This is a genomic window from Cohnella sp. GCM10020058, from assembly GCF_042683485.1.
In the GTDB taxonomy this organism is placed as follows: Bacteria; Bacillota; Bacilli; order Paenibacillales; family Paenibacillaceae; genus Cohnella.
The window spans coordinates 197,382-217,690 of the sequence record NZ_JBHUJV010000007.1 but is presented as its reverse complement, the minus strand read 5'-3'; the positions used below and the strand labels follow the sequence as shown (position 1 = coordinate 217,690).

General features: G+C 58.8%; 21 protein-coding genes and 2 tRNA genes. 12 read left to right on the top strand and 11 right to left on the bottom strand.

Going from position 1 to position 20,309, the window contains the following annotated elements:
- Nucleotides 1-39: 39 nt before the first annotated feature.
- From ACFSR7_RS11245 to ACFSR7_RS11235, 3 genes are read right to left on the bottom strand one after another with little or no spacing between them, the layout of a single operon-like run.
- Complete coding sequence (locus ACFSR7_RS11245; RefSeq protein WP_378161481.1) at nt 40-1,137, bottom strand: Ger(x)C family spore germination protein; 1,098 nt, start codon at nt 1,135-1,137, stop codon at nt 40-42.
- Nucleotides 1,134-2,288 carry a hypothetical protein gene (locus ACFSR7_RS11240; protein ID WP_378161479.1) on the bottom strand — a complete coding sequence of 385 codons (1,155 nt, stop codon included), beginning with the start codon at nt 2,286-2,288 and terminating at the stop codon, nt 1,134-1,136. Before ACFSR7_RS11240 ends, ACFSR7_RS11245 begins: the two co-directional genes overlap by 4 nt.
- A gap of 24 nt (nt 2,289-2,312) precedes the next feature.
- On the bottom strand, nt 2,313-3,638 hold the full coding sequence (locus ACFSR7_RS11235) for a spore germination protein (protein WP_378161477.1): 1,326 nt from the start codon (nt 3,636-3,638) through the stop codon (nt 2,313-2,315).
- A 185-nt stretch (nt 3,639-3,823) separates the two neighbouring features.
- Here ACFSR7_RS11235 and rph point away from each other — a divergent pair, with 185 nt between their 5' ends.
- Together rph and rdgB are read left to right on the top strand one after the other, a co-directional pair.
- Complete coding sequence (rph, locus tag ACFSR7_RS11230; protein WP_378115902.1) at nt 3,824-4,570, top strand: ribonuclease PH; 747 nt, start codon at nt 3,824-3,826, stop codon at nt 4,568-4,570.
- Nucleotides 4,567-5,229: an RdgB/HAM1 family non-canonical purine NTP pyrophosphatase gene (gene rdgB / locus ACFSR7_RS11225; protein ID WP_378161475.1), complete on the top strand. Its 663-nt coding sequence runs from the start codon at nt 4,567-4,569 to the stop codon at nt 5,227-5,229. The genes rph and rdgB overlap by 4 nt, the downstream gene beginning before the upstream one ends.
- 505 nt (nt 5,230-5,734) lie before the next feature.
- On the opposite strand, the gene asnB is transcribed toward rdgB, so the two are convergent.
- On the bottom strand, nt 5,735-7,588 hold the full coding sequence (asnB, locus tag ACFSR7_RS11220; protein ID WP_378161473.1) for an asparagine synthase (glutamine-hydrolyzing): 1,854 nt from the start codon (nt 7,586-7,588) through the stop codon (nt 5,735-5,737).
- 149 nt (nt 7,589-7,737) lie between these two features.
- Here asnB and ACFSR7_RS11215 point away from each other — a divergent pair, with 149 nt between their 5' ends.
- The 3 genes from ACFSR7_RS11215 to ACFSR7_RS11205 all read left to right on the top strand — a co-directional run bounded on the left by ACFSR7_RS11215 (nt 7,738) and on the right by ACFSR7_RS11205 (nt 9,176).
- Nucleotides 7,738-8,088, top strand: a complete 351-nt coding sequence (locus tag ACFSR7_RS11215) for a hypothetical protein (RefSeq protein WP_378161471.1) — start codon at nt 7,738-7,740, stop codon at nt 8,086-8,088.
- A 37-nt stretch (nt 8,089-8,125) separates the two neighbouring features.
- Complete coding sequence (locus ACFSR7_RS11210; protein ID WP_282907800.1) at nt 8,126-8,260, top strand: hypothetical protein; 135 nt, start codon at nt 8,126-8,128, stop codon at nt 8,258-8,260.
- Nucleotides 8,261-8,348: 88 nt separating this feature from the next.
- Complete coding sequence (locus tag ACFSR7_RS11205; protein WP_378161469.1) at nt 8,349-9,176, top strand: DUF4850 domain-containing protein; 828 nt, start codon at nt 8,349-8,351, stop codon at nt 9,174-9,176.
- 5 nt (nt 9,177-9,181) lie between these two features.
- Here ACFSR7_RS11205 and ACFSR7_RS11200 read toward each other — a convergent pair whose 3' ends face one another.
- Nucleotides 9,182-9,610 (bottom strand): EamA family transporter, encoded by a 429-nt coding sequence (locus ACFSR7_RS11200; protein ID WP_378115892.1) that lies wholly within the window; start codon nt 9,608-9,610, stop codon nt 9,182-9,184.
- A gap of 131 nt (nt 9,611-9,741) precedes the next feature.
- On the opposite strand from ACFSR7_RS11200, the gene ACFSR7_RS11195 reads away from it, so the two are divergent.
- Entirely contained in the window at nt 9,742-10,332 is a 591-nt protein-coding gene (locus ACFSR7_RS11195) for a thymidine kinase (RefSeq protein ID WP_378161467.1), read from the top strand.
- 155 nt (nt 10,333-10,487) lie between these two features.
- Nucleotides 10,488-11,342 (top strand): manganese catalase family protein, encoded by an 855-nt coding sequence (locus tag ACFSR7_RS11190; protein WP_378161465.1) that lies wholly within the window; start codon nt 10,488-10,490, stop codon nt 11,340-11,342.
- Nucleotides 11,343-11,457: 115 nt separating this feature from the next.
- Here the strand turns inward: ACFSR7_RS11190 and ACFSR7_RS11185 are convergent, their stop codons facing one another.
- The 3 genes from ACFSR7_RS11185 to ACFSR7_RS11175 form a co-directional block, all read right to left on the bottom strand.
- Nucleotides 11,458-12,441 carry an ROK family protein gene (locus tag ACFSR7_RS11185; protein WP_378161463.1) on the bottom strand — a complete coding sequence of 328 codons (984 nt, stop codon included), beginning with the start codon at nt 12,439-12,441 and terminating at the stop codon, nt 11,458-11,460.
- A complete protein-coding gene (locus ACFSR7_RS11180) occupies nt 12,438-13,076 on the bottom strand; it encodes a D-sedoheptulose-7-phosphate isomerase (protein ID WP_378161461.1) in 639 nt (212 codons plus the stop codon). The genes ACFSR7_RS11185 and ACFSR7_RS11180 overlap by 4 nt, the downstream gene beginning before the upstream one ends.
- A gap of 112 nt (nt 13,077-13,188) precedes the next feature.
- A complete protein-coding gene (locus ACFSR7_RS11175; RefSeq protein WP_378161459.1) occupies nt 13,189-14,058 on the bottom strand; it encodes a helix-turn-helix transcriptional regulator in 870 nt (289 codons plus the stop codon).
- 175 nt (nt 14,059-14,233) lie between these two features.
- Between ACFSR7_RS11175 and ACFSR7_RS11170 the strand changes: the two genes are divergently transcribed.
- Complete coding sequence (locus tag ACFSR7_RS11170) at nt 14,234-14,839, top strand: glycosyl hydrolase 2 galactose-binding domain-containing protein (RefSeq protein WP_378161458.1); 606 nt, start codon at nt 14,234-14,236, stop codon at nt 14,837-14,839.
- 57 nt (nt 14,840-14,896) lie between these two features.
- Here the strand turns inward: ACFSR7_RS11170 and ACFSR7_RS11165 are convergent.
- The 3 genes from ACFSR7_RS11165 to ACFSR7_RS11155 form a co-directional block, all read right to left on the bottom strand.
- A tRNA-Arg gene (locus ACFSR7_RS11165) sits at nt 14,897-14,973 on the bottom strand.
- 49 nt (nt 14,974-15,022) lie between these two features.
- Nucleotides 15,023-15,613, bottom strand: a complete 591-nt coding sequence (locus ACFSR7_RS11160) for a GNAT family N-acetyltransferase (protein ID WP_378161456.1) — start codon at nt 15,611-15,613, stop codon at nt 15,023-15,025.
- A gap of 80 nt (nt 15,614-15,693) precedes the next feature.
- Nucleotides 15,694-15,767 (bottom strand) — tRNA-Gly (locus ACFSR7_RS11155).
- A gap of 140 nt (nt 15,768-15,907) precedes the next feature.
- Between ACFSR7_RS11155 and ACFSR7_RS11150 the strand changes: the two genes are divergently transcribed.
- The 4 genes from ACFSR7_RS11150 (at nt 15,908) to clpX (ending at nt 20,278) form a co-directional block, all read left to right on the top strand.
- Nucleotides 15,908-16,822 (top strand): HEAT repeat domain-containing protein, encoded by a 915-nt coding sequence (locus tag ACFSR7_RS11150; RefSeq protein ID WP_378161455.1) that lies wholly within the window; start codon nt 15,908-15,910, stop codon nt 16,820-16,822.
- A 109-nt stretch (nt 16,823-16,931) separates the two neighbouring features.
- Nucleotides 16,932-18,221 (top strand): trigger factor, encoded by a 1,290-nt coding sequence (gene tig, locus ACFSR7_RS11145; protein ID WP_378161453.1) that lies wholly within the window; start codon nt 16,932-16,934, stop codon nt 18,219-18,221.
- A gap of 198 nt (nt 18,222-18,419) precedes the next feature.
- Nucleotides 18,420-19,010 (top strand): ATP-dependent Clp endopeptidase proteolytic subunit ClpP, encoded by a 591-nt coding sequence (gene clpP, locus ACFSR7_RS11140; protein ID WP_090115565.1) that lies wholly within the window; start codon nt 18,420-18,422, stop codon nt 19,008-19,010.
- 11 nt (nt 19,011-19,021) lie between these two features.
- Complete coding sequence (clpX, locus tag ACFSR7_RS11135) at nt 19,022-20,278, top strand: ATP-dependent protease ATP-binding subunit ClpX (protein WP_378115864.1); 1,257 nt, start codon at nt 19,022-19,024, stop codon at nt 20,276-20,278.
- The last annotated feature ends 31 nt before the right edge of the window (nt 20,279-20,309 follow it).

The following is a 20,309-nucleotide window of genomic DNA, read 5'->3' as shown; positions in this document are numbered from 1 at the left end:
GGGCTGCTGGATCGGGTGCGTCGGCTGTATCGCGGTCCGCTAGCGGATCAGACCGGATCCCTGGATCGATACGTTGGCGTGCACTTCGAATCGGATATCCGGGTAGAGGCTCTTCCATTTCTCCCATCGGCCCTTCGCGTTGTGATGGTCGGCCAGGTAATGCAGACCGAAGCCGAAAGGATCGACGCCGGCATTGCGGATCTTGTACAGCATTTTTTCGGCTTCCTCCGAGAAGTGCTTGCCCATTTTGCGCTCCAGCCCTCTCCAATCCTTTTCCAAAAGGTGGGGGGGGCTTTGCTCGAGAAAGCCTACGATTCGGATGTTGACGACGGCGACGGGATCTTCTCCGCCCTTCAGATTGATTTTTGAAGTTGTATTCGTTGCTGCGAGCACGATGTTAATCGGCTTACCCGGCAGCACGAGGATCGTATTGTCCACGCCGAAGGCCGCCATATTGAACAAGAGCGTCTCGTCCGAATCGAGGTAGAGTCGTGTTTTTTGTTTGTCCAGCATGGCCACGCGATCGATCCTGTAGGCGTCCCTGAATAGGCTGGCTACGGGCAGTACGGGATCCAGTCCGGTCTCGTACTCCCGTCGGTACAGATCGAATAAATACGTCGTGACCGTGTTGGCGGCTTCCGTTCCTTCGTTGCCGAAGGATAGAAACAAGGAATTGCCGGGGTACCGTTCCGACTTGGGCTTCAAATTGACGACCGAAAAGGCGTCCGGATCGCCGATCATGACGTTCGAGACGCTCTGGATATCGCGGCGGCGGGACAGCCATTGCATGGAATTGTCGATGCCGTCCTTCTCGATCAGCTTGCGTCCGAGAATGAACTCGCGGCAATGGCCGAATTCAAGCTCTTTGTCTACGGTCGATTTCAAATGCCGGACGGCTTCGGCGATCGACGCCGCGTCCACCGTCTGCACGACGGACATGGCGCCGCCCTCTTCGACCTTGGAGGAAGGGAGAGCCAGCCGGAGCGACACCCGGTAGGGTGCGGCCGGATTGTCCGAATAGTCGAAACCTGCGGATACGACAAAGTACCGCTTGTCAATGTCCTTCAGTTGGCAGCCGCCGAGCATCAGGAGCAGTGTCAGACAGATGCAGCGCAGCAGCGTTCGACGGCGAATCATCGGCTCGCACCGCCGCTCTGCCGAATTCTCGTCTCGCCGGTCCGCTTCATGTAGCCTTTTTTCTTCATAAAAGTAAAGACGAGCAGGAGCACGATTAAGACCGTCTCGACGATAAACCGGGAGATCAGCCACATCTCTGCCGCCACGCGGTTGAAGATGTCATTGGTAAAATACGCGTAAACGAACGTCAGCCCTGCCAACACGCCGCAAACCCACCAATTGATGCCGGGCACTTTGTCTTCGTCCGTCAGCGGCTTATACCTTTTGAAGCATGCCTTGAAAAATTCCATGCCCGTATGCCAGGTGTTCATGACGAATACGAGCGACAGGAACGTATAGAGCAGCAGGAAAAGGTAAAGCACCCGCTGGATAAAACCGTATTTCATCATCAGGCTGTCGGTCGTGACGCTCCAGACGTACAAATAGTTTCCGACCGCCTGAGTACCGTGGAAGCCGATCGGCACGAAAAAGGAGACGAGCAAAAAAAAGGCGCCGACGAACGGAATGATCCATCTGAACCTGAATTTGAGATCGCTCGGATTAAGCCGGTTGAACAACGTGATGTTCATGTGGCCGGAGAATACGAAGGTAGATGCGAAAATGCAGGTCATCGACGGCGGCTTGCGAATGCCGGCATCGGCGATGAGCCGGATGGCATCCCAATCCAGCCAGTTGCTGAGCAGCGCCTTGAACAGAATCCACAGAATGATCGGCGTACTGACGATGAGCAGCACCTCGTGCGCGAACTGGACCGATCGGGAGCTGCGGGACGCCGCCCACACCGAGGCTGCCGCCATGATCGCCAGGTTCAAATAGGAGCTGGCTTCCGGATCGAAGAAAATGCCGACCGTATTTGAATAAGAAAACAAGACGATGATTCCGGCAACGCACCAGATCGCGACGCCAACCATATTCAGGCAGTTGGCTAGCCAGCCAGGCAAAAAGAGCTTGTAGATTTCGGGCAGGCCAAGTCCGGGGAAGCGTTTGAAGGCGGCAGAAGTCACAAAGCTGTATAGCGTGCCCAGCACAATGGCGATGGGAAAAGCGGATACGGCCCCATCGAACCGATGGCTGATCAGCACGAAGGGGACCAGTACCATGATGTTCATCATGCCGACATAAAAAATGTGATAGTAGTAATAGCGAATCACAGGCAAAGCCTCCCTTTTGCACGCTTAATGTATGTTGTCGCTGGCTTTGCCCGCCTTGCTCTGGAACAGGGCGAAGTAAGGCTCGCCGAAGCTGCGCATATTGCACAAGTACACGACGAGCATGAACAAAGCGACGACTACGCCGACGAGTCCGGCAAAAATGGCTACGATGACGAACGCATACTTCAAGATGCGAATGAAATAGCTGAACGTGGAATTGGGAATGACGAAATTCGAAATGGCGACGACCGACGTGACGATGATCATGATGCTGCTGACCAGTCCCGCCTGCTGGGCGGCTTGTCCCAGAATGAGACCGCCGACCGTCGCGGCCGTCGAGCCGACAGACCGTGGCAGCCGGAGACTGGCCTCGATGAGCGCCTCAATCATGAATAGCATGAGCAGCACCTCGATGAAGGACGGATAGGGCACGGCCGCGCGGCTCCCGTCAATCGTGAACGCGAGCTGGACCCGGAATACCTCCGGATTGTAGGACACGATCGAGATATAAAGCGCCGGCAGCAAAAGCGTAAGCATCATCGAGATGTAGCGCAGACCGATGAGAAAACGGCTCATCCAGGACGGCTCGTAGTGGTCGTCCATTGCGTACATGAAGTCGAAGAAGTGAACGGGCAGCAGGATGGCGAACCGGCTGCCGTCCAGCAGGACGGCGATCTTTCCTTTGTTCAAATGGATGCTGAGACGATCGGGTCGCTCCGTGAGCTGCGTGATCGGAAACAAACGATATTTGGCTTGAGAGATTTGCTTGGCCAGCTGTCCGGCGGACATGAGCAGTCCGCGATCCAGATTGCTAAGCCGCTTGCGCACCTCTTCGAGCGTCGTTTCGTTGCGTTTGGCTCGGTCGTAGAGCAAGACGATTTTGGATTTCGACTGGTTTTTCGGCTCGATGTTTTCCACCGACAGTTCGGGAACGTTGTATATATTGCGGATCAGCGTCAGGTTAAGATCGAGATTTTCGGTAAAAGCGGACTGCGGACCTTGCAAAGACGCCTCCACCTGCGTCTGGTCCGGCTGGGTTTGCATGCGCCGGATCGCCTGGAATACGAAGACTTCTCCTTCGTACTCCAGAATGACATAGCCTTTGAGCAGGTACTCGACCCAATGCTCTGAAGGGACGTTCTTCATGAATCCGATGCTCGTATGCAGCATTCTGCGAAATTCGTCCGGATCGAAGCGGTAAGAGAACGGTATGACGATGGCATCCTTCAACTGGTCCATGTCGCACATGCCCGGGAAAAAGCCGATTTGCAATTTCGCGTATCCGTTGTCCATCGTCTCGGCGGAAAAATCGGATGGCGTGCCGAGAATATCCTTAACCTTTTCAAGCATAGCGGGACCTCCTTTCATTTCCATTACCGGGTAGGTTGCCCTGAATCCAAGGACTCATTCGTCCCGAAGCCGCTGCATGCGTTTAGGGTCCGATGATGCTTTTGGCCGTTCACTCTGGTAAAATGGGATGGATTTGTCGGGGGGACGCTTGTCCCGCCGCTTTAGCTCAAGGAGGAATGGCAATCATGAGATCGGACGGAAGAGATCCCGGCGAGCTGAGACCGATGGCCGTCGTGCTGAATCCGAATAAATACGCCGAAGGCTCGGTGCAGATCGAGATGGGCGATACGAAGGTGCTCGTCACGGCCACGGTCGAGGAGAGAGTGCCGCCGTTCCTGAAAGGGCAGGGCAAGGGCTGGGTAACGGCCGAATACGCAATGCTCCCGAGAGCGACGCATTCGCGGAATCAGCGGGAATCGGTGAAGGGCAAGCAGGTCGGACGCACGATGGAAATCCAGCGGTTGATCGGGCGGGCGCTGCGCTCCGTCGTCAGCCTGGAAGCGCTCGGCGAGCGTACCATCACGCTGGACTGCGACGTGCTGCAGGCGGATGGAGGTACGCGGACGACCTCGATTACAGGAGCATTCATCGCGCTGGCGCTCGCCGTTCACAAGCTGGCGGGGACGAACGCGTTCGCGAAATATCCACTGACTGACTATTTGGCTTCGGTCAGCGTAGGCGTTCTGGGAGAAGCCGCACTGCTTGACCTGAACTACGCGGAGGATTCCAAGGCAAAGGTGGATATGAACGTCGTCATGACGGGAGCCGGCGCGTTCGTCGAAGTCCAGGGCACGGGCGAAGAGCAGCCGTTCTCGCGAACGGAGCTGGACGGCATGCTGGCGCTGGCGGAGTCGGGCATCGCGAGGCTGATCGAGCTGCAGAAGCAAGCGCTCGGTGAAGCAGGCGCGCGGATCGGGACGGTGCGGACATGAGGCTTGAGCCGGGGGATACGCTGCTGGTCGCGACGCGCAACAAAGGCAAGACGGCCGAGTTCAGGGCGGCCTTCGCCGCGCTTGGCGTGAAGGTGGCCGATTTGACCGAATTCGAAGGCGGGAAGGATATTCCCGATATCGTCGAGGACGGCGATACGTTCGAGGCGAACGCCACGATCAAGGCAAGGACGGTGTCGCACGCCACCGGGCTGCCTGCGCTCGCGGACGACTCGGGCCTGTGCGTCGACGCGCTCGGCAGCGTGCCCGGCGTCTACTCGGCTCGCTACGCGGGCGAAGGCGCGACCGATGCGGACAACAACGCGAAGCTGGTTCGAGAGCTGCGCGCCGCAGGGGCTTCCGTGCCGGCGGCAGAAGCGGGCGGCGCGGAGGATGCGCTGAGCACGGCGCGCTTCGTGAGCTGTCTCGTCCTCTACAAGCCGGGCGGCGACACGCTGAGCGCGGAGGGGGCCGTCGAGGGCATCGTTACCGGGGCGCCGCGGGGCGACGGCGGGTTCGGTTACGACCCGCTGTTCTGGCTTCCATCGCACGGCAGATCGATGGCGGAGCTGAGCGTTGGCGAAAAAAACGCGATCAGTCACCGCGGGCAAGCGCTGGCGAAGCTGCTTCGCCTCCTGGGCGCGCCTCAAGCGGAGAGCTGAGTCGTTCAGGCTAGCCTAGATAGGCGGCTGAAGGGGCGCGGTTTTGAGGCTTCGTTTGCGTTTTCAGATCCGCTAACAAACATCAAAAGGGATGAGGCAGCGTCATTTCTGCTTCATCCCTTTTTGCGATTCGCGACAGTAAGCGCAACTTCGGCATGCCGGAGCTATTCGCTGGCTTGCAGTCTCTCTTCGGCATGCCGGAGCTATTCGCTGGCTTGCGGCCTCTCTTCGGCATGCCGGAGCTTTTTGCCGGCTTGCAGCCCTAAAGCCTGCATTTATACATGTATTTTCTACCGAACAGCGGCACCCGATGAAATACCTGCAAATGTGCAGGTAAATTCAGCGCACAAGCCGGAAACGGGGCTGAAGGAGGAAAATAACTGCCTTTTTGCATCTATCCGCTTTAAAAGGGCCGACATCGGCAGAAAAAGATGTATATTTGCAGGCATTGCGGAAAAGGACCATACCGCGGGCGACGATACGTGGGCCTTACAAGCCGAATCCGTTAAACGAGCCGGACTTTATATTCCTGCAGCCAGTAATCCACCTGCAGCAGATAGGCGAACAGCTGCGGTCCGCTCATGAGCTGTCCGAACCAGGGCAAATTGGTGCTGGCATCGGCCGTCTCGGCGATCTGACGGACCTTTTTCCCGTCGATCAGCTGCAGCAGCGGAGACGAGGTGTCGTCGAGGCGCTCCAGCAAGCGCGTTTTGACCGCGGACAGGTAATTCGGATTATGCGTTTTCGGATAAGGGCTCTTTTTGCGATACAGCACATCGTGCGGCAGTACGCCCTCGAGCGACTTGCGTAGGATACCTTTTTCCCGGTCGCCGGCCTGCTTGATTTTCCACGGGACGTTAAATACGTAATCGACCAGGCGGTGATCGCAATAAGGCACCCGCACTTCGAGCCCCGCGGCCATGCTCATCCGGTCCTTGCGGTCCAGCAAGGTCGGCATGAATCGGGTGATGTTCAGATACGACATGCGGCGCATGAGACGCTGCTCCTCGTTTTCGCCGGGCAGCGCCGGCACCTCGCTTACGGCCTGGGCATAACGGTCGGCTACGTATTCCCGCGGCCGGACCGTCTCGAGTACGCCGGGCGACAGGATGCTCTCCCGGAGATCCACGGACAGCGACCAGGGGAACGTGCCCGCTTCCAGCGCTTCCTTGCGATGGAACCACGGATAGCCGCCGAACACTTCGTCCGCGGCTTCGCCGGAGACGGCGACAGTTGCGCCCTTTTTGATCTCCTTGCAAAACAGGTACAAGGAAGCGTCGATATCCGCCATCCCCGGATAGTCCTTGGCGCGGACGGCCGCCTCGAGCGCTTCGACGAGCTCGGGCGTATCGAATTGAATCGGATGATGGACGGTGCCCAGATGCTCGACCATCCGGGCGATCCACGGTGCGTCGGCGTTCGGCTGGAAGGCGTGCGCTTTAAAATGCTTGTCGTTGTCGACGTAATCGACCGAATACGTGTCGACGTTGCCCTGTCCCGTGCGGTTGTAATAAGCGACGGCGAGCGCGGTCAGGGCGCTGGAGTCAAGACCTCCGGACAGCAGCGTGCATACGGGCACGTCGGAGGCGAGCTGGCGCTCGAGCGTATCGGCCAGCAGCTCGCCGATGCGAGCGGCCGTCGTCGCTTCGTCGTCCTCGTGTTCGCGGCTCTCAAGCTGCCAGTAGGTCCGGATGCGCAGGCCGTCCCGGTCGAAAAGAAGCGTCTGGCCCGGCTTCAGCTCGGACAGTCCGCGCCAGATGCCATGGCCCGGCGTCCTGGCTGGCCCGAGCACGAACAGCTCGGCAAGGCCTTCGCCGTCAATCGCGGGCTCTACGTCCGGGTGCGCCAGTACGGCCTTCGGCTCCGAGCCGAACAGCAGCCGGCCTTCGTCCTGCCGGTAGAAGAACGGCTTGACCCCAAGACGGTCGCGCGCGGCAAACAGCGTTTGCTCGAGCGAATGCCAGACGGCGAACGCAAAAATGCCGTTTAACCGCTCCACGCAGGCCGGGCCCCATTCGATGTAGGCTTGCAGCAGCACTTCCGTATCGCAGCTCGTCTTGAACGCGTAGCCGAGGGAGAGCAGCTCCCTTTTGAGCTCGGGCGCGTTGTACAATTCTCCGTTATAGACAATGACGCAGTCGTGTTCGTCCGCTTCCTTCGACGGACGTACCATCGGCTGCGCGCCGTTCGCCGGATCCATGACGGACAGGCGCCTGTGTCCGAACGCGCAATGGCGGGAGAGCCACGTTCCCGAGGCGTCGGGGCCGCGCAGCTCCAGCGTTTCCGTCATGCGCTCGAGCACGTCGGCCTGTTGCGTCAAGTCCCGATTCCAATCGATCCAGCCTGTTATTCCGCACATAGCCTATCGCAACCTCCCCGCTGGTATTGCCTGGCTGCCTTATAAATGGGGCAAAACCAATCATAAGATGTGTATGCGGAATTCAGAGTAAAATGTCTGTCCTTGCGGAAAAATTAAGAACGGACGTCCGAAAGGAGAGGAATGCGGCCATGTTGACGGTTAGGCACGCCGCTTTTCGAAGAGTGCTGGCGAGAGGCAGGCAGCTGTACGGCGAGGTAGAGGTGCATACCGACCTGGCGCGCGCGCCGAGGCTGCTGGTTTATTTCCGGAAGGAAGACGACGGCAGGCTGCAGCTCGTCCGCGTGATGAAGGAGGATTCCTTCCTGGAACCGGATCTCATCGGCGTCGCCGATCTCCCCGTCTATGCCGCGACCGAGGATGTGACGGAGCAGCTGTTCAGCGGACCCGACCATGCGGCGGGAGAAGACAGGCACATCTTCGGTCGTCAGATCGTCGCGATCGGCGAGGTGCGGGAGGCGCTCGAGCAAGCGCTCGTCTGAAGGCCGGTCAACAAAATGAATGAGAGGAGGGATTCGGATGCCTGGCAAAAGGAAGAAAAATAAAGGCAACAGCTACGCCGAGCGGGGCGAGGAATTCGCTGAGGCGGTAATCAAGTCGACGGAAGGCAACCATCCGGCGCAAAATGCGCCTGCGTCTCCCCACAACCGATAATCGGAAAATCGCTGTGGCATTCATGCAACTTGGCGGTCGGCCGCCTCGTCTTATTTTCCAAACGGGAAAATAAGGGAGTCTGGAAAATATGTGCGCGACCTCATTCGGACATCGAACAGCGCGGCGAGTCTTGATCGCCGCGCTGTTCGTCATGGCGCCGGCCTGGCTGAGCGCCTGCAGCGCTAACGACAATGCGGAGAAGGCGTTGACGTCGCAGGCTTCCGCTTCATTCGAATCCGGGACGGCTAATTCAGCCTCTGGCGCGTCGCGGACGGTGGCCTTCGACGACGAAGCCGGGAAAGCGGCCGTGTCGCTGCCGCTGGTCGGCGTACCGACCGAATACGGCGTTGACGTGGACGGTTCGCCGCCCACGATACTGCCGGCTGCGGATCTGCCGGCCCAAGGTTTTGTCGTTCCGAAGAAGCTAGCGTCCAAGCTGGCCGTCTATTGGATGAATCTAGGTTACGACGACCGGGGATTCATGATGCTTGCGCCGAAGGGATGGACGGTCACAGGGTCCGTCGGCGCAAACGGCTCGTTCGGCATGCATGCCGAAAATCCGGCGGATGCGGGGCAGTTTCTGGATACGATCGATACGGCGGGCAGCTGCCAAGGCTGCGCGATCGCCGATATCGGCGCCTACTTTCCCGAACTGGCGAAATGGGCGGAGGAACAGGGATTTCCTGCGGATAAGCCGAAGACGTACCTCTCCTCGAAGCCGATCGGCGACCGGATGATCGAATTTACCGAGGCGCCGGGGAATGAGCACGGCGGATACGGTTTGCTCGGGGCCGCTTACGAGGAGCATCAAGGAGGCAGCTTGTTCAGAACGGCCAGAACAGGGTATGCGGAGGCGGATCAAGCTGTCGCCGAGACGATGATCGCTTTTTACGAATGGATGTACGGCGATCGTTAAGGCGCTTACTTGAGCGCGGTCAGGATGACGCCGACCGTGATCAACCCGATGCCGATGCCGTTCAGCAGCGTGATTTTTTCCCCGAGGAATAGAAATGCGAGCAGCGCGGCGATAACGACGCTGAGCTTGTCGACGGGGCCGACCTGCGCGACCTTGCCGTATTTGAGCGCGAGGAAATAAAACATCCAGGATACGGCGCCGGCCACGCCGCTGAGCGCAACGAAGGTTAACGCCTTTTTGTGTCCCCAGACCGTACCCAGTTCGGCCCATTTCCCTTGGACGACCACTACGCCGAGCATGAAGACGGCCATGATGACGGAGCGCACGGCAGTCGCCGCGTTCGAGTCGATGTTCTGCAATCCAATCTTGCCGAAGACGGCGACGAGCGCAGCGGCCGCTGCCGATAGCAATGCATAGATCAGCCAAATTCCCATTTGCGAGAAAACCTCCATATACGATGGTATGTACAACGCCGCCCGCGCCGTCACCGCAACGCATGATCTTTGTTATAATAGAAAGAAAGCGATTTTGAACGCTAGATCACGGCAGCATGGAGGCAGACGGCTTGGCACATTTATACTTCAAGTATGGCACAATGAACAGCGGGAAATCGATCGAAATCATCAAAGTCGCGCACAATTACGAAGAGCAAGGAAAGCGCGTGCTTCTTTTTACCCCCGCGATCGATACGCGCATCGGCACCAACCTTGTCGGCTCGCGCACCGGCATGACGCGTCCCGCCATTCCTGTGGCGGCGGATACCGATTTGTTCGAACTCGTGCGATTGGAGCAGAGCCGCGGCGGGCAGCGCATCTCCTGCGTGCTCGTGGACGAGGCCCAATTTCTTAATAAGCGGCAGGTGCTGGAGCTCACATGGATCGTCGACGAGCTCGACATACCCGTGATGGCGTTCGGCCTTAAAAACGATTTTCGCAACGAGCTGTTCGAAGGCAGCTACAACCTGCTCGTCAACGCGGACAAGATCGAAGAAATCAAGACGATCTGCTGGCACTGCGACCGCAAGGCTACGATGGTGGTCCGGTCCGTCAATGGCGTGCCGGTGAGCGAGGGCGACCAGATCATGATCGGCGGCAACGACGATTACAAGCCGGTGTGCAGGAGCTGTTATCGCAAGACGTTTCACGGCGGGCTCTAGGCGGATGTTCCGACGAAATGGATCAATCCCCAAGTCTCGTATGCGAGGCACGGGGATTTTTTCCTTTTAGACGGGCGGATAAAGCGGGGAGCGGGTGACCAGCCTAACCTTCAGTTCTCATTAACTGGACCTATCGTCCGACTGGAGGCTTATACGTGTATTATTACAAGGAAGAGCTCATCAATATTATTAAACCCGACAAACCAGATCCATCGGCCGCAAAGGTGCTGCAGGAGACGCTCGGCGGACAATTCGGCGAGATGCGCACCATGATGCAATACTTTTTTCAGAGCTCGAACTTTAGAGGAAAAGAGAAGCAGTATCGCGATCTGCTGCGAGGCGTATTCCTTGAAGAGATCGCGCATGTGGAGCTCGTGCAAAACACGATTAATCAGCTGCTGAACGATGCCGGACTGTCCGAGCCCGGCGCTGCCGGCTCGGATGCCGCGCCGATCGACGAAGCGATCAAGCATGCCAATCCCCATCATTTCATCATGGGCGCCAAAAGCTCGCTTCCGGTGGACGCCGGCGGCAACCCCTGGAACGGATCGTGGGTTTACAGCCACGGCAACCTGATCGCGGATATGCTGGACAACGTCGTGCTCGAATCGACGGGCGTGCTGCAGAAAACGAGAATATACGAGATGAGCGCGAATCAGACGTTCCGCGAAACACTCGGTTTCCTTATCGTGCGCGACAACGCGCATCAGAACGCATTCGCCAAAGCGCTCGAAACGCTTGGCGTCGATTGGGGCAAGGCATTCCCCGTCCCGAACTACGACATTAACAAGTATCCGGAATGCCGCAAGTTCGTCGAAATGGGCTACCACAACGTCCAATTCAACTTTCGGCTGGATCCGACCCGGATCGGAGAGATATTCCAAGGCCAATCCCCAAGCCGCAACGGGGGGCCGCTGTCGGTGACGCCGCCGCCGCAAGGCTTCCCGGTGCCGCAGCTGCCGGATATGCCTAACGAGCACGCTCCGGGACTTGTCGACATGATGCGTTAAAGGGAGTTGCCGATAAAGGAAGTTGCCAAGAAGTCCCGACGGCTTTGGCCGGCGGGACTTCTTGGCGTGCAGCGCGCTTGTGGTCATGCGTGCCGTACGGAGTGTGGAAATGCAATCAGTCCGAATGTACATTGTGCCGCAGCGCGTCCGATGCGACCGACAAGCCTGCATAGTCGCCGATCCGGTCGCCGAGCGCCGCAGGCAGGACGCTGCATGCGTCCAGCGCATGCGTCAGCGCCTCCCGCCGCAACGCGGCTTGCATCGGCGGTTCGAGCAGCGGGCGCAGCTTCGCGTATATGCTGCCTATCACGATGCGCGCGGGATTGAACAGGTCGACGAGCACGGCAAGGCCCTGGCCCAGGCGGTCGCCGCAGATGCGCAGCGCCGCAAGCGCGGTCTCGTCTCCGGCTTGCGCCGCTTCGCCAACGTGCTGTGCCGTGATGCCGCCGAGCTCGGAGACGGAGCCGCAATAGGCTGTCGTGCGGCCGCGCTGCAGCTGTTCCAACGCTAGCGAAGCCGCAAGCTGGGCGATGCCGCCGCCGCTGCAGAAGCCTTCGAACGAGCCGAGCTTGCCGTAGCCGACCGGACCGAATTCGGACAGCCGGATATGTCCGGCTTCTCCGGCCATGCCGCTCGCGCCGGCATATAGCCTGCCGTTCAGGATTAGTCCGGCGCCAAGGCCCGTACCGAAGGTCAGGAAAACCATATGGTCCGTACCTCGGCCCGCTCCCCATTGCCATTCCGCCAGTGCGCAGGCGTTGGCATCGTTTTGCAGCGCGACCGGCACGTCATGCCGCTGCCGGACGGCGCCGACGATGTCGACCAGGTCCCACCCGGGCAGATTAGGCGGGGAGAGGATCAGGCCGCGACCTGCATCGAGCGGACCGCCGCAGCTGATGCCGACGGCGTCCGGCGTGGCGGCACCGGCTGCGGTAAGCAGCGCCTCCAGGCGGTCAAGCAGGCTGCCGATCATCCAGTCCGGCGTGCCGGAGGTAGGCAGCATATGCTTGCCGACGATCTCGATGCCGTCCGCCGTCGGTCGTCCGAGGCTGACGGCGCACTTCGTGCCCCCGATATCAATGCCAGCGAGCAGCTTCATGAAGCGAACAACGCCTCCTCGATCGCGATGCACAGCGCATGATAGATCGGCAGATGACGCTCCTGAACGTCCGGCGTCGTATCGGCCGGGACGGAGATCGCAGCGTCGCACAGGGCTGCGAGCCTGCCGCCGGAACGGCCCGTCATGCCGATCACCGGGATGCCGGCAGCTCTGGCGGCTTGGGCTGCGCGCATGACGTTGGCGGAGTTGCCCGACGTGCTGATCGCGATCAGCGCGTCGCCCGGTTGCGCGTAGCCGAGCACCTGCTGCGCATAGACGAGCTCGGCGTCAAGGTCGTTGGCGACGGCGGTGCACAGCGCCGCGTGCGCGGAGAGCGAGATTGCCGGGAGCGAGGCTTGCAGCCGCGCGGCGAGAAGGCGGCCTTCGCCTGGCAGCGCGGCTTCGAAGCGCGCGCATTCGTCGGCCGAAAGCGGTCTTTTTTTCATAAAGCCCTTCATTAATTCTCCGACGATATGATCGCAGTCGGCCGCGCTGCCGCCATTGCCGCAGAGCAGCAGCTTGCCGCCGCCGCGGTAGACAGTAAGACAGATGCGAAGGGCGGCGTCGAGCTCGGCTTCGAGCGTATGAAGTTCGGGATAGCGTGAGAATAAAGGGTGCCAGACAGTGACAGTCATAGGGAAGCCTCCGCCGCTTAAAGAATGATGATGGATTCCTTCCTAGTGTAGCGGGGAAGCCGGCGCTTCTTCTTGTCTTTTTATCCTGCGGATTGCACTTTTTTCGGAAAGTTTACGGATGATCGTCCTGCGTCAGGCTGCCGTCCCGCTTGCGGGACGCATTCGGGGATATGCCGCGGTACTGCTTGTACACCCGGATAAAATAGGCGAGTGAGCCGAAGCCTGCACTGTAGGCGATCTCCGTAATCGGCAGCGAAGAACCGGCGAGCAGTCGGTCTGCATAGGACACGCGTAGCCGCTGTACGTATGCGCTGAACGTCTCGCCCGTCCAATCCTTGAACTTCTCGCTGAAATAGCCCGGGGACAGATGCAGCTGCGCCGCCGCGTCGGCGAGGCTAAGAGACTCCCGGTAATGAAGATGAATATAGCGCAGCGCTCTTCTGACCTCGTGCTCACGGACGCTTGATCGCGTCGTGCCGCTTCCGTCCTTGACGCGTTCGCTCGCGCGCAGCAGATCGATCACGATTCTGCCTAGCGTGTAACGCATTGCGGCTGTCCGGGCGAGCGCCGTCCGCTCCGTCTCCTGGCGAAGCCGCGCCAGCTCGGCTTCGAGCATTGAGGTCGCTTCATCGCCGAGCTGTACGGCGAGCGGCCCGGGAGCTTCCAGCAGCAGGCCGTGCAGCTCGTCGTCCAGCAGCGCTCCCGCAAACTTGCAGTTCACGAGCCGAAGGGCGCTTCCCGGCGCCATCGTGACCTCATGGGCATCCGCAGGCGACAGCAGCGTAAAAGTTCCCCGCGAGAGCGCCATCCCGGCTCCGTTGATGCGCTGCCTGCCTGCGCCCGACAGGATCAGCTCCATCTCGTAAAAGTCGTGCGCATGAAGCTCCCAGTTGCGGACAATCTCGTATTCCGACACGGCCAAAGCTTCGCCTTGGTTCAAAAAGTCGGCTGCGCTGAGCCGTTCGAGCCACTTTCTGGACACGGCCTTCTCCTCCTGCGATCGAGCGTTTCCTCTCCCAACTATACTACGATGCGATTGCGATGCGGAATTTTAAAAACCGAAAAAAGTGCAACTTTTCCAGCTGTCCGTCAAGCCTGTAATTGTCGCGGGAATGTATAATTTTGTCGTAACGCATCATGCCGGAGGAGGCTGTGAAATGAGGATTGTTCAACTGAATGCGGATTGGAAGCTGTATTCGCTCCCGCCGGGCTCGCCCGGAATCGGGACGCCTGCGGAGCTGCCCGGTAGCGGCATCGCGCCGGTTCCCGCGACGGTGTCGGGCAATGTCGAGCTGGACCTGCAGGCGGCGGGACTGCTGCCGGAGGATCTCTTCTACTCTGACCGGCTGCGCGAGGTGCGCAAGCTGGAGCTTTACGACTGGTGGTACGTCGGCACGTTCGAGACGCCGCCGGAAGCGACGGATCTGCCCGCGTTGCTCAGGTTCAACGGCGTCGACTGCCTGGCGCATTATTGGCTGAACGGAGAGCCGCTCGGCGCAAGCGACAATATGCTGATCGAAGCCTCGTTCGAGGTCGGCGGAAGGCTGCGGCCAAGCGGGCTCAACGAGTTGGCCGTGCGCATCTCTTCGCCGCTGCTGCATGCGCTGGAACAGACCTACGGGCCCGGCATGGCCGCGCAGCCGACGAACTGGGAGCGGCTGCACGTGCGAAAGGCGGGCCATATGTATGGGCTCCGGCGCCGGCTTCAAGGCGTCCCTATCTCGGGCCGGGCTGAACAAGCGAAAAAGAGCCGAAAACCCTAGGAATGAAGGGTTCTCGGCTCTTTTTTACGTATATAAACCATACGGTACATTCAAAAATGGCGTCCCAAGAGGGATTCGAACCCCCGACCGCACGCTTAGAAGGCGTGTGCTCTATCCAGCTGAGCTATTGGGACACAGCTTGATTATATTACCACAGGTGCCGTGCTTCGCTCAAGTACAAATTTATATTTTTGTCGCGTGACCGGCTGGCACGCGGAGCGCTTTGCGCATATGCCTGTACGGATGGCCATTAATGGATATGCGCTTGTCTTCTTCGAACCCGAGCCGGGCGTACAGGGCGCGAGCACCTTCCTTTTCAATGTCCACGTTCAGTCCGATTGCGGCGTATTCGCGCGCGACAGCCTCCTGCTCCGCATGGCGGATAAGCGCCTTGGCGAATCCGCGGCCCTGATACGCCGGGGAGACTGCGACGGCATCGATATAATATTCGTCTTCGTCCGCTTCGGGATCTTGAACGGCATCTTCGAAGCCTGTTTCGTTTAGCCACTTCGTTATAGGCGCATAGAGCGAATCCGCTTGATCGCCGCCGTAACACAGGATGGCGCCGGCGGGTTCGTTTCCTTCGGCGACAAGCAGCGCGTGGCGCTCGGCGCTGAACCGATTGCCCGGCGTCCGATAATATTGGGCCAGCTTGGCGAGCACGGCCGCCTCGGTGCGTTCGCCGGTAAGCCTATATGCGATATCTTCAATAGCCAGCAGCACCAGCTTGGACACCGCTGCAGCGTCGGATGGACCTGCGGGTCTGATATGCATTGCGCGCATCCCCCATTTTCATATTTAAGAGCGGGAACAAAAAAGCCTCTGCCGCAACAGAGACTCGTCGGATATGCGGTTGGAGCGGGTGATGGGAATCGAACCCACGCCTCAAGCTTGGGAAGCTGGCGTTCTGCCATTGAACTACACCCGCACAGCAGTAGTATAATAGCATAGCTTGGCCGCGCTAAGCAATGCTCCGCTTTTTTTATTTGCCTCGTCTTCGTGATATAATTCCTGAATCGGACTGATCTAGCAAGCACTCGGACAGCGATGGAGGAAGGGGTTCGCGGCGTGTCGGACTTCACCGGGGACAATCTGGTCTTGTTTCCCAAGACCTTGGACTATTATCAGATACAATTGACGCGCATGCTCGAGACGGAGCGATACGGCGAGGCCAAAGGCCTATTGGACTTCCTGCTTCAGTGCGGAGGCGAGGCGGAGAAGCATCATACCGAGTGGCAGGCGCTGCTTGGGTGGCTGGAGGCAGCCTTTCCGGAGGCGACGGCAACCGGGGGGCCGGGAGAAGAGACCGATGACGCCGGGCAGGAGGACGAGGACGCGGATTCTGTGCTCAGGCAGCGTGTACTGGACCGGGCAGCCGAGGATCCCGCTTACTTGCAGCGGCTCGTTTCTATTCTTTTCAATGACGAGGACCCGGAGCAGCAACTGCTGGCGCTGGGCCAAATGGCGCATCTCCCGGGACCCGAAGCCGAAGAGGCGTTGCGAAGATGGCTGTCCGAACGCGAGCATCATCCGCTCGTGCAATTCCGCGCGCTGCAGATGCTTCGCAGGTTCGGGGCCGGAGGGACGGCGGTCATGCTGCGGGACGGCGAGACGTTGACACTTGAGATCGAGGAGACGCCGCTGTCGTTCGAGGAATTCCCCCAGGCGGTGCTTGAGGTGCCTGAGCGGCTGAGCCGAATGGCGGAAGTGTCCGATCCGGCCTTGTCCTACTTTGCGGATGAGATGTGGCGGGAATGCGTACAGGCGGCTTACGGATCCAACGTCTTCAAATGGATGATGGAAGCCGACGACGGCGCCTCGGATCTGTGGGCCGCGGCGCTTCACCAGCATCTGCAGGAGAAGCTCCATGGACTGACGGGCGACGAATGGACGCGGGAACAGTACGGCATTACGGGAGAGCTGCGGTTCCGGTATGAGCAGGCGCTGCGCTGGCTGAGGATGTACGGAGCGGACACGGTCTGATCCGTAGCGTTTTTGCCTTGAATTCGCAGCCAGTCTTGTTCTATAATAAAATGGTTTATGTCAATCGGCCGCATCTGGCGGCAAGACGTCTTCGGAGGGATTGAATATTATGCAAGCAAAATGGGAAAAAATAGAGAAGAACCTTGGCGTTCTGGAGGTCGAGATCGACGAGGCGAAGGTCGCCGAGGCGCTTGACAAAGCCTTCAAGAAAGTCGTTCAAAAAGTAAACGTGCCTGGCTTCCGCAAAGGCAAAGTACCGCGCGGCATCTTCGAATCCCGCTTCGGCATCGAGAGCCTGTACCAAGACGCGATCGACATTCTGCTTCCGGGCGCATACAGCGAAGCCGTCGAACAGACGGGCATCGTGCCTGTAGACCGTCCTGACGTAGACGTCGAGCAGTTCGGCAAGGGACAGTCCTTCATTTTCAAAGCTAAAGTTACCGTTAAGCCTGAAGTAAAGCTGGGCGAGTACAAGGGTCTTGAAGCCCCTGCTGCGGACAACGAAGTCAAGGAAGAAGAAATCACCGCCGAACTCGAGCGCCTTCAGAACCGCCATGCAGAGCTTGTCGTCGTCGACGAAGGCCCTGCGCAAAACGGCGACACGACGATCATCGACTTCGAAGGCTTCCTGGACGGCGTGCCGTTCGAAGGCGGCAAGGGCGAGAGCTATTCGCTTGAACTGGGCTCCGGCTCCTTTATTCCAGGCTTCGAAGAGCAAGTCGTCGGCCTGAACATCGCCGAGGACAAGGACATCAACGTCACGTTCCCTGAGAACTACCAAGCCGAGAATCTGGCCGGCAAGGAAGTCGTGTTCAAGGTGAAGCTGCACGAGATCAAGCGCAAGAACCTGCCTGAACTGGACGACGAGTTCGCCAAGGACGTCAGCGAGTTCGACACGTTCGACGAATACAAAGCGGACCTGACGAGCAAGCTGAAGGAGCGCAAGGAAAAAGAAGCCGAAGCCGCCAAGGAAAATGCCTTGATCGACAAAGCTGCCGAAGGCGCAGAGCTTGAGATTCCGGGCGCGATGATCGAGTCCGAGATCGACAGCATGCTGAAGGACTTCGAGAGCCGTCTTCGCATGCAAGGCATGACGCTGGATCTGTACTATCAATTCAGCGGCCAGGACGAGGAAGCGCTGAAGGGTCAAATGCGCGTCGACGCCGAGAAGCGCGTCCGCAACAACCTGGTGCTCGAAGCGATCGCGAACGCGGAGAACCTGGAGATCACTGAGGACGAGCTGTCCGCCGAGCTGGACAACCTCTCTACGATGTACAACCGTTCCGCCGACGAGCTTCGCACGATCTTCGGCTCCAACGGCTATATCGACACGCTGAACGCCGACCTCAAGGTCCGCAAGGCCGTCAAGTTCCTGCTGGAGAACAGCAAGACCGCATAATCGCCGCAGGGTCCGACGCAAGGTCGGCCCGGCTCATAATCATGAGGCACGTGATCATCGCGTGCCTCATTTTTAACCCTACATATGCTCGCAATATAATTGAACAGAGCGGTTTTTTCGCCGACATGACATTCGGGTATGAACATGTTAGAATATTACCGAATCGCGAAGTCCATTTCAGAAAAGAGGTTGGCGCGTATGGCATTGGTCCCTATGGTTGTTGAACAGACTAACCGCGGAGAGCGGTCTTATGACATCTACTCGCGGTTGCTGAAGGACAGAATCATATTTCTAGGCAGTGCGATTGATGACGATGTCGCCAATCTCATCATGGCTCAGCTGTTGTTCCTCGCCGCAGAAGACCCGGAGAAGGACATCCATCTTTATATCAATTCCCCTGGCGGTTCGGTCACGGCCGGCATGGGTATTTACGATACGATGCAGTATATCAAGCCTCCGGTGAGCACGATCTGCGTCGGCATGGCCGCTAGCATGGGATCTCTGCTGCTGACGGCGGGCGCTCCCGGCAAGCGCTTCGCGCTTCCGAACAGCGAGATCATGATTCACCAGCCGCTCGGCGGCGTGCGGGGGCAGGCTTCCGATATCAAGATCCATGCCGATTGGATCGTCAAGACCAAGGAGAAGCTGAACAAGATCTATGTGGACCGGACCGGACAGCCTTACGAGAAGATCGAGCGGGATACCGACCGCGACAACTTCATGAGCGCCGACGAAGCGCAGGCTTACGGGCTGATCGACAAGGTCATCTCTTCTCCGACCAACGTATAAGGAGTGATTCCATGTTTAAGTTCAACGACGAGAAGGGCCAGCTGAAGTGTTCCTTCTGCGGCAAGTCGCAGGACCAGGTTCGCAAGCTGGTAGCCGGACCGGGCGTATATATATGCGACGAGTGTATCGAGCTGTGCACGGAGATCGTCGAGGAGGAGCTCGGGCACGAGGAAGAGCTCGATCTCAAGGATATCCCCAAGCCGATCGAGATTCGCAATATTCTCGACCAGTACGTCATCGGCCAGGAGCAAGCGAAAAAATCGCTTTCCGTTGCCGTTTACAATCACTATAAGCGGATTAACTCGCAAAGCAAGATCGAGGACGTTGAACTTCAGAAGAGCAACATCATGCTTGTCGGCCCTACGGGTTCGGGCAAGACGCTGCTCGCGCAGACGATGGCCAAGATCTTGAACGTACCGTTCGCGATCGCCGACGCCACTTCCCTGACGGAAGCCGGCTACGTTGGCGAAGACGTCGAGAACATTTTGCTGAAGCTGATTCAGGCTGCCGACTATGATGTAGAAAAGGCCGAGCGCGGCATTATCTACATCGACGAGATCGACAAGGTGGCCCGCAAGTCGGAGAATCCTTCGATTACCCGCGACGTATCCGGCGAAGGCGTCCAGCAGGCGCTGCTGAAGATTCTCGAGGGCACCGTCGCTTCCGTGCCTCCGCAGGGCGGACGCAAGCACCCGCATCAGGAGTTCATCCAGATCGACACGACGAACATCCTCTTCCTTTGCGGCGGCGCATTCGACGGCCTCGAGCAGCTCATCAAGCGCCGGATCGGCAAAAAGGTCATCGGCTTCAGCGCGGCCCTCGAAGGGCAAAAAGAGCTTAAGCCAGGCGAATATCTGTCTCTCGTTCAACCGGAGGACCTGCTGAAGTTCGGCTTGATCCCCGAGTTCGTCGGACGTTTGCCGGTTATCTCTTCGCTCGAGCCGCTCGACGAAGCTGCGCTGGTACGCATTTTGTCCGAGCCGAAGAACGCGCTGGTCAAGCAATACCAGAAGCTCCTCGAGATGGACAACGTCAAGCTCGATTTCGAGCAAGGCGCCCTCGAAGAGATTGCCCGCGAAGCGATCAAGCGCAATACGGGTGCCCGCGGCCTGCGTGCCATCATCGAAGGCATTATGCTCGAAGTGATGTACGAAGTGCCGTCCCGCGACGACGTCAATTCTTGCGTCATTACGGAGAAGGTCGTGCGCGACAAGATCGCACCCGAACTGACCAACAAGAAAACCAAGAAAAAAGAAGAGAGCGCTTAAGGCGCCTCTATTCCGCTCAAGTTCCACCCCG

Bases quoted from the DNA above. Each gene is read 5' to 3' on its own strand.
- ACFSR7_RS11215 (WP_378161471.1), top strand. From the start codon at position 7,738: ATGTTGACGGTTAGGCACGCCGCTTTTCGAAGAGTGCTGGCGAGAGGC.
- asnB (WP_378161473.1), bottom strand. From the start codon at position 7,588: ATGTGCGGAATAACAGGCTGGATCGATTGGAATCGGGACTTGACGCAA.
- ACFSR7_RS11235 (WP_378161477.1), bottom strand. From the start codon at position 3,638: ATGCTTGAAAAGGTTAAGGATATTCTCGGCACGCCATCCGATTTTTCC.
- rph (WP_378115902.1), top strand. From the start codon at position 3,824: ATGAGATCGGACGGAAGAGATCCCGGCGAGCTGAGACCGATGGCCGTC.
- ACFSR7_RS11180 (WP_378161461.1), bottom strand. From the start codon at position 13,076: ATGACTGTCACTGTCTGGCACCCTTTATTCTCACGCTATCCCGAACTT.
- ACFSR7_RS11245 (WP_378161481.1), bottom strand. From the start codon at position 1,137: ATGATTCGCCGTCGAACGCTGCTGCGCTGCATCTGTCTGACACTGCTC.
- rdgB (WP_378161475.1), top strand. From the start codon at position 4,567: ATGAGGCTTGAGCCGGGGGATACGCTGCTGGTCGCGACGCGCAACAAA.
- ACFSR7_RS11210 (WP_282907800.1), top strand. From the start codon at position 8,126: ATGCCTGGCAAAAGGAAGAAAAATAAAGGCAACAGCTACGCCGAGCGG.
- clpX (WP_378115864.1), top strand. From the start codon at position 19,022: ATGTTTAAGTTCAACGACGAGAAGGGCCAGCTGAAGTGTTCCTTCTGC.
- tig (WP_378161453.1), top strand. From the start codon at position 16,932: ATGCAAGCAAAATGGGAAAAAATAGAGAAGAACCTTGGCGTTCTGGAG.
- ACFSR7_RS11185 (WP_378161463.1), bottom strand. From the start codon at position 12,441: ATGAAGCTGCTCGCTGGCATTGATATCGGGGGCACGAAGTGCGCCGTC.
- clpP (WP_090115565.1), top strand. From the start codon at position 18,420: ATGGCATTGGTCCCTATGGTTGTTGAACAGACTAACCGCGGAGAGCGG.
- ACFSR7_RS11170 (WP_378161458.1), top strand. From the start codon at position 14,234: ATGAGGATTGTTCAACTGAATGCGGATTGGAAGCTGTATTCGCTCCCG.
- ACFSR7_RS11160 (WP_378161456.1), bottom strand. From the start codon at position 15,613: ATGCATATCAGACCCGCAGGTCCATCCGACGCTGCAGCGGTGTCCAAG.
- ACFSR7_RS11205 (WP_378161469.1), top strand. From the start codon at position 8,349: ATGTGCGCGACCTCATTCGGACATCGAACAGCGCGGCGAGTCTTGATC.
- ACFSR7_RS11200 (WP_378115892.1), bottom strand. From the start codon at position 9,610: ATGGGAATTTGGCTGATCTATGCATTGCTATCGGCAGCGGCCGCTGCG.